This is a genomic window from Hippea sp. KM1 (assembly GCF_000526195.1).
In the GTDB taxonomy this organism is placed as follows: domain Bacteria; phylum Campylobacterota_A; class Desulfurellia; order Desulfurellales; family Hippeaceae; genus Hippea.
The window spans coordinates 1413241-1428335 of record NZ_JAFP01000001.1 but is presented as its reverse complement, the minus strand read 5'-3'; the positions used below and the strand labels follow the sequence as shown (position 1 = coordinate 1428335).

At 44.9% G+C, this 15095-nt stretch carries 14 protein-coding genes and 1 tRNA gene; 9 read left to right on the top strand and 6 right to left on the bottom strand.

Going from position 1 to position 15095, the window contains the following annotated elements; genetic code table 11:
* Positions 1–30 precede the first annotated feature (30 nt).
* The 9 genes from D891_RS0107280 to D891_RS0107240 all read left to right on the top strand — a co-directional run bounded on the left by D891_RS0107280 (position 31) and on the right by D891_RS0107240 (position 7318).
* Positions 31–312 carry a MoaD family protein gene (locus D891_RS0107280; protein ID WP_025270465.1) on the top strand — a complete coding sequence of 94 codons (282 nt, stop codon included), beginning with the start codon at positions 31–33 and terminating at the stop codon, positions 310–312.
* Entirely contained in the window at positions 312–995 is a 684-nt protein-coding gene (locus D891_RS0107275; protein ID WP_025270464.1) for a HesA/MoeB/ThiF family protein, read from the top strand. Before D891_RS0107280 ends, D891_RS0107275 begins: the two co-directional genes overlap by 1 nt.
* Positions 996–998: 3 nt before the next feature.
* The gene (locus D891_RS0107270; RefSeq protein ID WP_025270463.1) at positions 999–2069 is read left to right on the top strand and encodes a tungsten cofactor oxidoreductase radical SAM maturase; all 1071 of its coding nucleotides are present in this window, start codon (positions 999–1001) and stop codon (positions 2067–2069) included.
* Between the two features lie 73 nt (positions 2070–2142).
* Positions 2143–2219, top strand: a tRNA-Ile gene (locus tag D891_RS0107265).
* A gap of 9 nt (positions 2220–2228) precedes the next feature.
* Positions 2229–2996, top strand: a complete 768-nt coding sequence (locus D891_RS09730; protein ID WP_025270462.1) for a Nif3-like dinuclear metal center hexameric protein — start codon at positions 2229–2231, stop codon at positions 2994–2996.
* Positions 2997–3009: 13 nt separating this feature from the next.
* On the top strand, positions 3010–3732 hold the full coding sequence (locus tag D891_RS0107255; protein WP_025270461.1) for a zinc ribbon domain-containing protein: 723 nt from the start codon (positions 3010–3012) through the stop codon (positions 3730–3732).
* On the top strand, positions 3729–4259 hold the full coding sequence (locus D891_RS0107250) for a ribonuclease HI family protein (protein ID WP_025270460.1): 531 nt from the start codon (positions 3729–3731) through the stop codon (positions 4257–4259). The genes D891_RS0107255 and D891_RS0107250 overlap by 4 nt, the downstream gene beginning before the upstream one ends.
* Positions 4260–4380: 121 nt before the next feature.
* Entirely contained in the window at positions 4381–5397 is a 1017-nt protein-coding gene (locus D891_RS0107245) for a TAXI family TRAP transporter solute-binding subunit (RefSeq protein ID WP_025270459.1), read from the top strand.
* Position 5398: 1 nt separating this feature from the next.
* The gene (locus tag D891_RS0107240) at positions 5399–7318 is read left to right on the top strand and encodes a TRAP transporter permease (protein WP_025270458.1); all 1920 of its coding nucleotides are present in this window, start codon (positions 5399–5401) and stop codon (positions 7316–7318) included.
* A gap of 1 nt (position 7319) precedes the next feature.
* Here D891_RS0107240 and D891_RS0107235 read toward each other — a convergent pair whose 3' ends face one another.
* The 6 genes from D891_RS0107235 to D891_RS0107210 form a co-directional block, all read right to left on the bottom strand.
* Positions 7320–8252 carry an ABC transporter permease gene (locus D891_RS0107235; RefSeq protein WP_025270457.1) on the bottom strand — a complete coding sequence of 311 codons (933 nt, stop codon included), beginning with the start codon at positions 8250–8252 and terminating at the stop codon, positions 7320–7322.
* A complete protein-coding gene (locus tag D891_RS0107230; RefSeq protein WP_025270456.1) occupies positions 8242–9309 on the bottom strand; it encodes an ABC transporter permease in 1068 nt (355 codons plus the stop codon). Before D891_RS0107230 ends, D891_RS0107235 begins: the two co-directional genes overlap by 11 nt.
* Complete coding sequence (locus D891_RS0107225; protein WP_025270455.1) at positions 9309–10814, bottom strand: ABC transporter ATP-binding protein; 1506 nt, start codon at positions 10812–10814, stop codon at positions 9309–9311. Before D891_RS0107225 ends, D891_RS0107230 begins: the two co-directional genes overlap by 1 nt.
* Positions 10815–10875: 61 nt before the next feature.
* Positions 10876–11949, bottom strand: coding sequence for a BMP family ABC transporter substrate-binding protein (locus D891_RS0107220; protein ID WP_025270454.1), 1074 nt, complete (start codon positions 11947–11949; stop codon positions 10876–10878).
* Between the two features lie 135 nt (positions 11950–12084).
* Entirely contained in the window at positions 12085–14070 is a 1986-nt protein-coding gene (locus D891_RS0107215; RefSeq protein WP_025270453.1) for a methyl-accepting chemotaxis protein, read from the bottom strand.
* A gap of 54 nt (positions 14071–14124) precedes the next feature.
* Positions 14125–14988, bottom strand: a complete 864-nt coding sequence (locus D891_RS0107210; RefSeq protein ID WP_025270452.1) for an SDH family Clp fold serine proteinase — start codon at positions 14986–14988, stop codon at positions 14125–14127.
* Between the last annotated feature and the right edge of the window lie 107 nt (positions 14989–15095).

Here is a 15095-nt window from a genome sequence, read left to right as displayed (position 1 = left end):
GAGGGGCTTTTGCCCCTTTTTGTTCTATCTATGGTTAGGGTAAGGTTCTTTACGCTGCTGAGGCTTGAGCTTGGCATAAGAGGGGTTGAGTTGCAGATAGAGGGCAAAAAACAGTTAATTGATATACTCAATATGGCAGAAAGCAACTCCCCCAAGCCGTTTTTACATAAACTGATAGATGAAAACAACAACCTTTTAAGCAGCACTATCATCCTTGTTAACGGTAAGAATGTCCACCATCTCGATGGATTGAAGACAATGATTAAGGATGGTGATGAGATAGATATATTCCCACCGGGTGGTGGAGGTTGATGGATAGAACGCCTTTGAGCATCCTGTCAAGGAACCTTCAGTTTTACGGTAAATCCCGAATGGATAAGGTCTCTAAAGCCACTGTTTTGGTTGCAGGTATTGGTGGATTGGGGTGTATAGTTTCTGAAATCTTAACAAGAATGGGCATAAAGAGGCTTATAATACTTGACAACGGCATTATAGATGAACCGGATTTGGGCAGGCAGAGCCTCTATACGATTTACGATGTGGGAAGAAGAAAGGTTGAGGCTGCTAAAGATAGACTGAAGAGCCTAACGGGCTTAACGGAGATTGAACCTGTTTTTGCTTCTGTATCGCAGCTTGAGCAGAAAACCATAGACGGGTGCGACTGTGTGGTTGATTGTCTGGATAACTTCCAGAGTCGCTTTGAACTTGAAGATAGGCTAAAAGAGGGCCAACCCCTTGTCCATGGCGGGATTCAAAACGACTACGGCCAGCTTACAACGATAATAAAGGGAAAGACGCCTGGGTTGAAGGAGATCTATGCCAATGTTAAAGAGGATGGTCTTATAGCCGTATCAACGCCAATAGTGTTTACGATTGCAAGCCTTATGGCGTGCGAGGTTATCAACAACATCACAGGTTCACCGCAGCTTGTTGGCAGTATGCTGATAGTTGAGTTGAGCGATTTTACATTTACACAGATTGAGTTAGGGGTGTAATGGGTGAGGGATGTATTTAATCTAAAGAACAACCAGATTATCCTAAACGACAGTGATGATATAAAAAGGGTGTATGTTGAGCTGACAAACGCCTGTAATTTTAAGTGTAAGATGTGTTTTAAGAATACATTTGTGGAGCCTGAGGGCTATATGGATGAGGATACAATTGAATCGCTCAAAAAACAGCTAAAGGAACTGCCGCAGCTAAAAGAGGTTGTTATAGGCGGGATAGGCGAGAATTTGCTCCATCCACTGATAAGGGATGTTTTGTCTTTCTTAAAGGATGAGCTTGGAGTCTATGTTATACTTCAGACAAACGGCTTCTTTTTGAGCAGATTTTCCGATTTTATGCTCAGCAAGGGCATCGATAACATAGTGGTCTCTGTGGATAACTCCGATGTTGGCCATCTAAGCAACGATGTGGCATACAGAACGATAAAGTCTATAAACGATGAAAGGTTGAAAAGAAGAAGGGATACGCCGGTTTTTTCAATAGAGGTTGTTATAGATAAGGACTCCTTGGATGGGCTTGATAGAACGGTTAGAAGGTTTATAGGGGCTGGCGTTAAGGATATCATAATATCGAATCTTCTGCCTGTGGATGAGTCGATGGTAAACAGGGTTTTATATCCCTCTTGCGATAGGGATATACTAAAGGATGTAATCGATGTGGCTCAAGGCGTCATCTCCATGACGCTGCCGTATTTTGAGATAAAAACGGAGAGGAAGTGCAATTTTATAGATAAAAAGGCCTTGGTGATTAGGTGGGATGGCGAGGTTGCACCGTGTTATAGGTTTCTCCATACGGCGACAGAGTTTGTGCTTGGCAGAAAGAAGAGGATATACGCCCACACATTCGGCAATATAAACAAGGAGCATCTGCTTTCTATATGGAATAGAAGGGATTATAAGTGGTTTAGGTTTGTTGTCGATAATGCACTCTATCCGTCCTGCATCGACTGCAACTTCAACGAATCGTGTGATTTTGTGAAGGATACCTCAATGGATTGCTGGGGCAATGAGCCCTCCTGTGCCGACTGCCTCTGGTCAAGAAACATCATAATCTGCCCCTAAGGACATAACACCTAAGAATTTAGTTGACAAAAGGCTTATAATTTGTATAGTTATTCCTGCTTTGATGTTGAAGGGGCCCATAGCTCAGTTGGCTAGAGCCACCGGCTCATAACCGGTTGGTCCCAGGTTCGAGTCCTGGTGGGCCCACCAATTTTTTTAATGGAAGTAGAAAGGCTAATCGACTACTTAGAAGCATATTTTCCTTTAAGCCTTCAGGAAGGCTGGGACAACTCCGGTCTTCAAATCTCCCCGCAGGAAAGTTCCATAAAAGGCGTCTTACTGAGCCTGGATGTAAACTCTCAAACCATTGATGAGGCTGTTGAGCTTGGGTGCAACCTCATTATCGCCCACCACCCTGTGCTGTTTTCATCAACCAAGAAGATATTTAAAGACTTCTATCCGTATAATGTTCTATATAAGGCCATTCAGAACGGCCTGGGTGTGTATGCGTTTCACACGAATTTGGATATAGCAGAGGGTGGATTGAACGACTATCTGTGCAATTTGCTTGAGCTTGAGGATGTTGAGGTTATTGAGGATAAGCGCCCGTTGAGGATAGGAAGGCTGAAAGAGTCGATGAGCCTTGAGGGTTTTGTTGATTATGTAAAGGAGAGGCTGTCCTGCCCCATGACCAAATACATAAGGTCAAACGATAGGCCTATAAGGAGGGTGGCTATCTGTTCGGGCAGCTGCATGGAGCTTATGCACGATATTTTAGGGCTTGATTTTGATGTGTTCTTAAGCGGGGATCTAAAGCACCATACGGCCATCTTTGCCAAAGAATCCGGTATAAATGTCGTTGATGCAACGCATTTCCATACGGAGAAGTTCTCAAAATACATATTGAGGGATGTTTTAAAGAGGGGATTCCCTCAGCTTAAGGTTTTTGTTTCTGACAGAGATTATCTGCCGTGGCAGTATAGATGAAGGAGGTGGTATTTTGAATACAGATTTGAAGAAGCTGTTGGAGATTCAGCAATACGATAAGGAGATAGCCGACCTTGACCTTGAGGTTCAAAGGATGAGGGCCAAGGAGGATAAGATTGTCGAGGTTGTGCAGATCAAACAGAATCAGATTGAAGAGGCCGAAGAGGAATTGAATGAGCTAAAGAAGGATCTGGAATTTGAACAGAACCTTTTGCAGGAGACGATCGATAATTTGAATAAGCTTGAGATTAAACTCAACAATGTCTCCAACGAGAAGCAGTTGCAGGCGGTTAACACAGAGATTGAGATGGCCAAGACGAATAAGATGATGCTTGAGAAGAAGGTGGAATCACTAAAAGAGGAGATCCACCTTAAGGAGAAGGGGCTTGCAGAACTTAACGATAGGTATGAGCAACTCAAAAGGACGCTGAAGGAGTCGCAGGAGAAGTTTGATGCAAGGAGAAGGGAGATTGAGGAACAGATAGAAAAAATCACAAAGACCAAAGAGGAGCTTCTGCCAACAATAGACAGGAATGTTTTGAAAAGATACGAAAGGATCAACAGATGGGCCAAGGGCACGGCGATAGTTCCAGTAAGGAAGAACGCCTGCTACGGCTGCTTTATGAAACTTACACCCCAGGTTCTTGCCCTGCTTGAGGATACCGATGAGATTGCTTACTGTCCAAACTGCGGCAGGATGCTCTATATAGAAGAGGAAACCCAACAAGAAGAATGAACGCCCTGGAATTTTTCCTTGAGCTTCGCAAGAGGGGTTCAATAGAAGAGGTAAAAAAACACCATCCCTCTTTAACCAACGCCGATATAGATTCGTTCTTTGATGAGATTATAGGCAATCTAAAAGACGATGACTGTTATGAGATGTTTGTGGATGGTGCATCCTCATCCAACCCCGGAAAGGCCGGTATAGGCATAGTTATAAAGAAAAACGGCGTGGTGGTGGATGAGGTCTCCCGCTATATCGGTAAGGCGACCAACAATGTGGCCGAATACACAGCCCTTTTGGAGGGGCTTAAGCGTCTTGTGGAACTTGGGGTAAAAAGGGTTAGGGTGTTTAGCGATTCTGAACTTGTTGTAAAGCAGCTAAAGGGGCTGTACAGGGTTAAGGATAGCGGTCTAAAACCCCTCTATGAGGATGTCTTGAGGCTTACAAAGGGTTTTGATTTGTTTGAGATAGAGCACATAACAAGGGATAAGAACAAGCAGGCGGATAGGCTGGCTAAATCCGCCATACCGAGGGGTTAATAATCCCGTTTTCTTAAAGAACTATTGCTTAAATAAGCCCTTAATAAATTAATTAATAACCTATTGACAATTACCCTTTTTTAATTAATCTCTTCAGGAGAAAAAGTTTAGGAGGTGAACTATGGGTAAGCGGCTGGTTGCGTTTTTGAGCGTTTTGGCGTTTTTGGTTGTGGGTTTTGGTTTGCCGCAGGCGGCTATGGCTAAGAAGTATAAGAATTACATCATAGCCACAGCGACACCTGGCGGCACATATTATCCAGTGGGTGTGGCTATTGCCACCTTGATCAATGTTAAGCTTGCAAAGAAGGGTATCACGGCAACGGCCATCACATCTGCAGGCAGTGGCGAGAATATTCAGCTTTTGAAGAACAAAGAGGCAGATTTTGCCATCCTGCAGGGTCTGTTTGGCTCAATGGCTTACAACGGTAAGGGGTTGTATAAGGACAAGCCGCAAAGGTTTTTCTATGCCGTTACGGCTCTATGGCCCAATGTTGAGCATTTCTCTTTGCTTAAGAAGTATGTAAAAACCGGAAACATCATGGATCTTAAGGGGCTGCATGAGAGGTTCTCTATTGGCAAAAGGGGCTCAGGCACAGAGGGTTCAGGAAGAACGATACTCGGCGCATTGGGTATAGATGTGGGTAAGGATATATACCCCGTCTATCTGGGATACAACCCCAGCATAGATGCCATGATAAACGGAAGGATTGCTGGTGCTAATACGCCTGCTGGACCCCCTGTTGCTGCTATAACGAGGCTGTTTGCTAAGCTGGGTTCCAAGAAGGTTGCCATACTGAATTTTACCGATGAGCAGCTTAAGAAGATAGACTCCACATACGATGTGTGGTACAGGTATGTTATAAAACCGGGAACATATCCGGGTCAGGACAAACCGATTTATACAATAGCTCAGCCCAACTTCTTAGCAGTCAGAAAGGGTGTCCCTCAGGAGGATGTGTATCTGATAGTTAAGACCATTTATGAGAATTTGCCTTTCTTGCACAACATCCACAAGGCCACCTATTATTTAGGCTTGGATAATGCTATTAAAGGATTACCTGTTCCTTTGGCACCGGGTGCTGCTAAGTATTACAAAGAGAAGGGTGTAAAGATACCTGCTAAGTTGATAGCAAAGTAAAATGGACAAAAAGAGCAAACAGGAAGAACTCATAGAGGCCGAAGCAGGCTCATCCGTTCGCCTGAGAAACCCAGACAGCCTGGGTTTCTTGGGCTTGCTTGTTAAGATAGCAAGCGTGTTTTTGGCACTTTTTGCCCTGTGGTATAACAGCTTTGGTGTAATTTCAGAGCTCCACCAAAACGCCATATTCTTCTCCATTATCGGTTTTATCGGTTTTATCCTCTATCCGCTTTCCAAAAGGAAGGCCAGACAGACGCTAAAGATCGATGTGATTTTAGCGATTCTGGTTCTTGTCAGCGGCCTTTATATCGTATTCTTTGAGAACACGATACACGCAAGGAATGAGGTTTTAATCCTAAGGGATATAATCATCGGCAGTATAGCGGTTGTTTTGTTGATCGAGTTATCCAGGAGGGCGGCAGGCCTTGTTATTCCCCTTCTTGCTGTACTGTTTTCCTCCTATGCCCTGTTTTTGGGTAAATACATGCCGCCTGGGATGTTTAGCTTCAGGGGCATATTCTACTCAACCTATGTCTATAGGATGTATTTCACAAACGACGGTATATTCGGCTATATTGCAACGATTGCCTCGACCTATGTCTATCTGTTCATACTTTTTGCTGCCTTCTTTTTGAAAAGCGGAGCGGGCGATTTTATTATCGATATAGCCAAAGCCACACTTGGAAGAACCGTCGGCGGTCCTGCTAAGGTGGCAGTCTTAGCCAGCGGGCTTATGGGTTCTATTACAGGCAGCTCTGTGGCCAATGTCGTTGGCACAGGCTCCATCACCATACCATTGATGAAGCGTATTGGCTTTACGCCTGAGTTTGCGGGTGGTGTTGAGACGGCTGCCTCTGTTGGCGGTCAGATGATGCCGCCGATTATGGGTGCAGGCGCATTTATCATGGCTCAATGGACCCAGATCCCCTACACCACCATCATAGGTAAGGCTTTTATACCCGCCGTTATGTATTATTTGGGTGTTCTTTTGAATGTGCACATCAGGGCGGTCAAAAGCAACCTAAAGCCTTTGGATGATTCTGAGATACCGTCGGTTAAGGAGGTGCTAAAGAGGGGCTGGCACTTCTTGATTCCGCTTGGCGTGTTGGTATTCTTGCTTGTTAGTGGCTATACACCCACCTATGCGGCAATAATAAGCATCGTTGCGGTGGTTGTCTCAAGCTGGATCAGGAAAGACTCAAGAATGGGCCCCAAAGAGATCATCGATGCGATGATATTGGGCACAAGAAACATGGTTGGAACCGGTATTCTGCTTTTGGTGGCAGGAATAATCGTGGGCATAATAACGCTAACGGGTTTGGGCATCTCGCTATCCATCATAGTTACCTCAATAACATCAAACAGCATATTCTTGCTCTATATCTTTACGGCCTTAGCGGCCCTGTTTTTGGGTATGGGCCTGCCAGTTACGGCATCCTACATAGTCCTTGCCATCTTGATAGCCCCGGCGTTTAAGATGCTCGGTGTGGGGATTTTGGCTGCCAATATGGTTGTGTTCTGGTTGGCTGAGACGGCCAATGTTACACCACCGATAGCTTTGGCTGCCTTTGCTGCAAGCGGTATAGCCGGCTCAAAGCCCGTTCCAACGGCCGTTGAGGGTTTAAAGCTTGCAAAGGGACTTTTGCTTATACCCATACTGTTCTTATACACAGACCTGCTTGCGGGCTTAAACGGTAATGTTATAGTGCCTGCTGTAAGCGGTCTGTTTGGTCTGTTTGGATTTACCGTCTTTTTGGAGGGTTATTGGGGCAAACACCTCAATATCTTTGAGAGGCTCTTGTTCTTGATTTTTGGTCTTTTGGCCTATTACCCCTCGATCGAGACGGATGCTGTAGGCGTATTGGGCGAGATTCTGCTGTTTGGTTATTACTATCTTAAGGCCAAAAAGGCTAAATCTTAGGCTATTTTTCCTCTCTAAAGTAAGGAATACCCAGCTCTTTTGGCGGTCTTATATGTTTTGTCTTTACTATGATGCTGCTTATTACGATGACGATGAATGTCACTAAATACGGGAGCATGTTTAAGATGGCAGATGGTATGGATGTTCCGCTTGCCTGAAGCTGAAACTGCAATGCGTTTATGCTGCCAAACAGGTATGATCCTATTACGGCCTTTATGGGGTCCCACATGGCAAAGATGACCAGGGCCACGGCTATCCAACCCCTGCCTGCCGTAATGCTATCAAGCCAGAACGGTGCATAGGCCACCGTTAGATAAGCCCCACCTGCACCGGCCATCAATCCACCGAAGAATGTCCAGAAGTATCTTGTTTTCGATACGCTTATGCCCATAGAGTTTGCGGCCTTTGCGTTTTCGCCCACAGCCCTTAGGTTGAGGCCTATCGTTGTTTTGTATAGGATTATCCATAGGGCTATTGTCAATATGTACGACAGATAAACGATTAGATCCTGCATAAACAGTATAGGGCCTATAACGGGGATCTTTTCCAAAACGGGAATGGCAAACCCCTTTAGCGGGTTGGATAGGTTCATGTTTATCCACTTTTGGCCGTAAAATGTTGTGAATCCCGCACCGAATATGGTTAGAGCCAGTCCGCTGACTATCTGATTGCCTTTAAGTGTTATACATACGAATGCATGGATTAAGGAGGCTATACCGCCTGCTGCCATTCCGGCTATTATGCCGTAATACGGGTTGTTTGTTAGCTTTGCCACAATGAAGCCAAAAAACGCCCCAATCAGCATCATGCCCTCAACGCCCAAGTTTAGGATGCCCGCCCTTTCTGAGAATATCTCACCAATAGTGGGAAGGAGCAGTATGGTTCCTGCCTTAATGGCGTTTGAAAGCAGTGGTATTACTATGTCATGACTCATGTTTCTTCCACCTGATTCTATAGTTTAGAAAGATCTGTGCCCCAACCAGACTAAACAGCACTATGCTTTCTATCAATCCCACTATGCCGTATGAAACCCTCATTGATATCTGAATGGAGTATCCGCCTGATGAGAGCCCTCCAAACAGGATTGAGGCCAACAACATCAAAAACGGTTCTAAATACGATATCCATGCAACGATTATGGATGTGTATCCGTAATCGGCGTTTATCTTAACCTGCAGGAAGTGTATGATGCCAGAAACCTGGCTCATCCCTGCAAGCCCTGCCAGTCCACCGCTTATGGCCATTGCTATGATAATATCCTTATTTACATTAATGCCCGCATACCTTGCGGCTGTTGGGTTGTCTCCTATAACCCTAACCTCATACCCAAACCGTGTTTTTTTAAGCAGAAACCAGACGATTGCAACGGTTAATAGGGCGAATATGAAGGCTATGGTTAGCCTGTATCCGCTGAATAGAACAGGGAGTTGAGCCGAATCTGGAAATGTCTTTGATAAGGGAAAACCATAACTCGTTGGGTTTTTCCAGGGTCCATACATGAGAAACTTCAGTATATACAAAGCCACATAGTTCAAAAGCAGGGTGGTTATTACCTCGTTTACCTCCCAGAATATCTTAAGAAGGGTAGGAATCAGTGCCCAGAGCGCACCACCGATCAAGCTTGCCACTATCATTATGGAAAGCATCAGGGGCTTTGGTATGGATGGGTCTAAGAATATGGCAAAGTATGAACTAAAGATCGCTCCCATTATGTATTGACCGAAAGCCCCGATATTCCACACGCTCATCTTGAAAACTATAATCAGGCCTGCAGAGATGAGGATCAGCGGTGTTGCTGCAACCAATGTTTCGGAAAAGGCATACCAGCTCCCGAAGGCGTTTAAGAATAACTCCTTATACACCATCAACGGGTTGGTGCCTGTTATCAGTATGGCTATGCTCCCCACGATAAAGCCGATCAGAAGCGATACTATCGGTATGGCTATCTTTAGCTTCAGCGGAGTCTGCTTCCTCTTTTCAAAGTAAAACATCAGGCCTTCTCTCCTGCCATTAGAAGCCCTAACTGTGTCTTTGTTGTTTTTGAGGCATCGACAATCCCCATGATTTTGCCGTTAAACATGACGGCTATCCTATCGGAAAGGCTCAAAAGCTCATCTAAATCCTCACTTACCAGGATAATCGTTTTGCCCTTGTTTGCTATCTCTGAAAGCTTTGATCTAAAAAACTGTGTTGAGGCAATGTCTAAGCCCCTTGTGGGATAGGATGCTATCAGGAGTTTTGGGTTTTCTAACATCTCCCTGGCCAGGATCAGTTTTTGCATGTTGCCGCCCGATAAAAGCTTAATAGGGGAGAATGGGTTGTCCAGTTTTATCTTATACGCCTTTGCTATCATTCGCGTATAGGCTAAGGCTTTTGTATAGTTCATTATGCCGCCCTTTGAGAAGGGGAAGCGCCTGTATCTCCTTAGGATTGTATTGTCTATTGCGGAGAGGTTTGGAGCAACACCCATGGCAAGCCTATCGGCCGGTATGTAGTTTATCCCCTTTTTCATGATGTAATAGGGCGATTTTTTGCCTATATTTTCACCATTGAATACTATGCTGCCCCTAATGGGTTTTCTTAGGCCTGCTATGGTCTGAACCAACTCCTTCTGGCCATTACCCGAAACGCCCGCAATACCCAATATCTCGCCTTTGTAAACATCCAGGTCTATGCCGTTTAGCGCCTTTGTGCCTTTATCGGATAGAACCTCCAAGTTTCTTATGGTGAGTATCACCTCGCTGGTTTTGCTGCTCCTTTTGAAGATTTCGCATGTCTGGCTTTCATCCACCATTAGATTTGCAAGCTCCTCCTTTGATGTATCCTTTTTGTCTATGGTTTTTATGAGCCTGCCCCTCCTTAGTATAGAGATTCTATCCGATACCTGCATCACCTCTTCGAGTTTGTGTGTTATGAAGATGATGGATTTACCGTCTGATTTCATCTTATTCAGGATTTTGAATAGGTTCTGACTCTCCTGTGGTGTCAAAACGGCTGTTGGCTCATCCAAGATTAAGATATTTGCGCCCCTGAAGAGCACCTTGATTATTTCAACCTTCTGCTGCTCGCCAACCCCTATCTGCCATATCTTGGCGGTTGGGTTGACAGCTAAACCGTATAGCTTTTCAAGCTCTGAAAGCTTTTTTAGCACCGCCTTTTTGTTTATCAGGATGCCGTATTCCTTAAGCCCTAAGATAATATTCTCAAGGACGGTTAGCGTCTCAACGAGCATGAAGTGTTGATGTATCATGCCTATGCCCAACCTGATTGCATCAAGCGGTGATCTTATCAACACCCTTTTGCCGTTTATGTAAATATTGCCGCTTGTTGGTAAGTATATGCCGTATAGCATGTTCATTAGTGTGGTTTTGCCTGCGCCGTTTTCACCCAAGAGTGAATGGATCTCGCCTTTCTTTAGCTGAAAATTTATCTCTTTATTTGCTGTGGTTTCGGGGAACTCTTTGGTTAGGTTCTCTGTCTTTAATACTGTTTCCATAAACTAAAAAGGGGATTGGACCCAAAGGTAGGCCCAATCCTCGGTATAGTTTTTTATCATCTTAATGGGGGATGCTTCCGATAACGCCCTTAACGAACCACTGAAGGGATAGCTTATCCTTATCGGGCAGCTCCTGGCCTTCCTTAACCATGAGCTTGCCGTGCTGATCGTATATAGGGCCTGCAAACACCTTGAACTTGCCCTCTTTGATCTCCTCAGCCCTCTTTAGGACATATTTTTTTACCTTTTCTGGCACATCATCCCCGAACTTGCCCAATTTTACTATACCGGTTTCAAGGCCACCCCAGTATTGACCGGCCTTCCATGTGCCGTTTTTGATCTCTTTTAAGACCTTTACATAGAAAACGCCCCAGTTCCAGGCCCTTGAGGTTAAGACCGTTTTGGGGAACTTATCGTGTATGTCCCTATCGTATGCTATGGCGTGTATGCCTGCAGCCTTTGCTGCCTCGATGGATGCGGGTGAGTCACAGCCGCTAACGATTATGTCTGCCTTGTTTGCTATGAATGTTTCAGCAGCGCTCCTTTCTTTTACCGGGTTGAACCAGGAGTTTGTCCAGATTACATGAACCTCAGCTTTGGGGTTAACCTCCCTTACACCGATGGTGAATGAGTCTATCTCTCTGACAACCTCAGGAATAGGGAAGGGTGCAACGAAGCCTATATAGTTTGTCTTTGTCATCATGCCAGCGACAAGTCCAGCCAGATAGTCCACCTGATACATCCTTCCGAAGTATGTGCCCATGTTTTTCCTTGTTTTGTATCCTGAGCAGTGCTCAAAGATTGCATTCGGATAGTCCTTTGCCACATTGTACATAGAATCCATGAAACCGAAGCTTGTCCCGAATATCACCTTATAGCCCTTATGGATATAATCCCTTATGATCTTTTCGCATGCCGCACCCTCAGGGACGCTCTCGCTGTATGATGTGATTACATATGGCAGATGCTTCTGAAGATACATCCTGCCTTCATCGTGTGCCTGACTCCAGCCGCCGTCGTTGTGCGGGCCTACATAGAGAAAGGCCACCTTGATCTTATCCTGCTTTGCCTGTGAAGTAAGGCCAAAACCAATAACGCTTATGAGCAAAACCAGAAAAACCAACAACCGTCTCATAAACCAACCTCCCCTAATGTTTGAGGAATTTTTATCAAGATAAAACTAAAGGGTCAACAAAAATTTTTATGTCTTGCATCAAAATAAAAAAGGGCGGCATATAGCCGCCCATAGAGGCTCTGTTTCTTTGGGGGGTTATACCTTGAACCTGTTTATTAGGTTGTCCACATTTGCGGCAATCTGGCTGAGCTGTTCTGCGGCTTTTGATACATCCTCGACCACATGGATGTTTTCCTTGGCCGCCTCGGCTATATCCTTTATCTGCATATCCATCTCGGAGAATGTGCTGGAAAGCTCCTCCGTCGCTGCGCTTGTTGAGTTGATTTCCTCTATAACCCTGTTTGTCTTCTCAACGACCTCTTCAACATTGTTTTTATCCTCTTGAGCCTTCTTCTCCTCCTGCAGTATCATCTCGCTGGCCTGGCGCGTCTTTTCGACGGCTGCATTGGTATCGTTCTGGATCTTGTCGATCATATTCCTGATCTCTTCTGTTGCCCTCTGTGTTCTTTCGGCTAACTTCCTGACCTCGTCGGCAACAACGGCAAAGCCTCGTCCTGCCTCACCAGCTCTTGCTGCCTCAATGGCGGCATTGAGAGCAAGTAGGTTGGTCTGATCGGCTATCTCGTTAATCACGGCTATGATCTGACCAATCTCTTTGGAGGACTCACCGACGGTGTTTATCTGCTCCATAGCCTCTTTTGCCAAGAGGGCGTTCTTTCTCATCCTTTCGACCCTTTCCTGGATGTTCTCAATCATCCTTGCGTTAACCTCTCCAACCTCAGTTGCTAAGTTGTTTATGTTCTCTGTCGCCTGTGCTATGCCGTTTACGGCCTCCGTTGTATCGTTCATGGCCGTTGCTATCTCCTGTGTATTCTTGGATGTTTCTTCAATGAGGGTAGACATGTTATTGGCAGATGTCTGTAGCTGGCTTGAGTGTGCGCTGAGCTGGCCGACACTGGCCTTTATATCCCTAATCATCATCTGGGTTTTCTCTATAAATTTATTGAACCACTCGCCCAACTCTCCAAGCTCATCGTGGGATTCAACCTCTATCCTCTGCGTTAGATCGCCCTGTCCGCTTGCAAGTTCTTTTGTCTGCTCTGTTAACTTCATTATATTTGCAAGAACATACTTGAATATTGCAAATACAAGCATTCCTATAGCAACAATGCCCAGTGCAAGTGTTATTACATATATTATTAGGTCATGGAAGGCACTTGAGATCCTCTCGTTTAGGTCGTGTATAATGGCTTTTTCCATAAAGTCTTCGATATTCTTTAAAATATTGATCTTCTTTGTTATGGTTTTAAACCAATACTCCGGATCAACACCAAAGTTGCCCTTACCGAAGTGGCTTATGGCGATTTGCCTCATCTTGTTGACCTCTTCAATGCTGGGGCCCTGGAAGTGCGTTCTGTAATAGTTTAGGAACTTGTCGTTTGCCGATATCTCAAAGGAGTGCATGTATGCGTTCTGCTCGGCTATAAGTGTTATGAATTTCTCATACATGCCGGGGCCAAAATGGTTCTGGGCAAATGTGTTGGATAGAACAGCCCTTTCTATACCTGCCCTTTCCTTGGAGAGTAAGAAGTTTGTATAGGCGTTTAAATCCTTTGATATGTGGGAGTTGTCGGTTTCAAATCCTATGGCTCCAACGGCGTTTAATAGATTTGCATTGATCTGGGTGTAATATGCAACCTCCTGTCTGACGCCTATGGATAGGCTATCAACCCTCCTTCTCATGGAGGATAAACCGTTTAGCTCACTCAATGCGGCCTTGAAGTATTTGGCAAAGCGGGGGTTTTTGTCTATGTTTATGTGCTTTGCCAGGCTGAGCAGATCCTTTAGTTTCTGGTCGGTCTGGATGCGCTGATTGGATAGGATTTCCCTGAATTTGGTTCCCTTTGCACCGATAAATCCGGCGCTTGCACCCCTCTCTTTCTGCAGTTCATGAACCAGATCTCCTATCTTTACCGACAGCTCAACCAGCGATCTTGACTCTGAAAGGTTTGAGTATGCTTCAAACTTGGTCAAAACCAGAGAGCCTGCAAAAAACAGCAGGGCTATCGATGTAATTGCGATTACGATGGAGAGTTTTGTTTTGAGTGTTGCGTTTCTCATGCCCACCTCCCAAACACAAATATTTTTTTCAATAATAAGCTTTTTTTACAAAAGTCAAGTATCCCTTTTTGTATTGCTGTGCGTATCACCGGGCCTGTTGTACGGCAGCGGTATGTAATTTACCGATTGGGTTGCCGTTGGCTGTGGGTATAACTCCATCAAGGCATAGACCTCTTTTGGAACATCGGTGGAGATTTTCAAACCCAGTTCTTTTGCCTGGTTTACCGTTATCGGATAGTCGTGTGTCCATTTACCGCTTGAGAGCTCTTTTGCTATCCTATCGGCCGTATCCTCATCATACCCCTTCTTTATGAGTATGCTTTTGGCCGTTGCATGCATCTGCTTTAGGGCCTTCTGGCTGACATCTATCTTTATGAGCGTCTCATCGCTGATATCCTTTATCTCTTTGAGCTCTTTTATCTTCACTATGCTTGCTGCAGGTTCACTGCCAAGCTGCGGATCTATAGGGCCCAAAACGGCGTAATCGTCCATGATTATCTCATCTGCTGCTAAGGCTATCAGTGTGCCGCCAGACATAGCATAATGCGGCACTATAACCCTGACCTTGGCCTTTCTATCGGCAAGGGCATTGGCTATCTGCGTGGCTGCCAAAGCGACACCGCCCGGTGTGTGTATAATCATATCAATGGGCATATCCTCAGGCGTTATGCGAATGGCCCTTAAGATGGCCTCAGAATCCTCAATGTCTAAAAACCTCATTGAAAAGAACCCGAATAGCGATTTTGTCTCCTGTCGGTGTATGAGGGTTATAACCCTCGATGAGTTCTTCTTCTCCAAATCCCTTATGAGCCTTATCCTGTTGCCCTCAAGCGATTGGGATTTGAAATAGGGATAGAAAAGCATTATGAAGAAGATAATCCAGAACAACTGACCCACGATGGTATCCACCAAGTGCATAGATAAAACCTCCTAAAAAACTATAAATTTCTATTTAAAAATTATAATGAAAAATGGTTCTAAATCAAGGGCAAATTAATTTAACTATGGCTTAACTTGACGGTTTT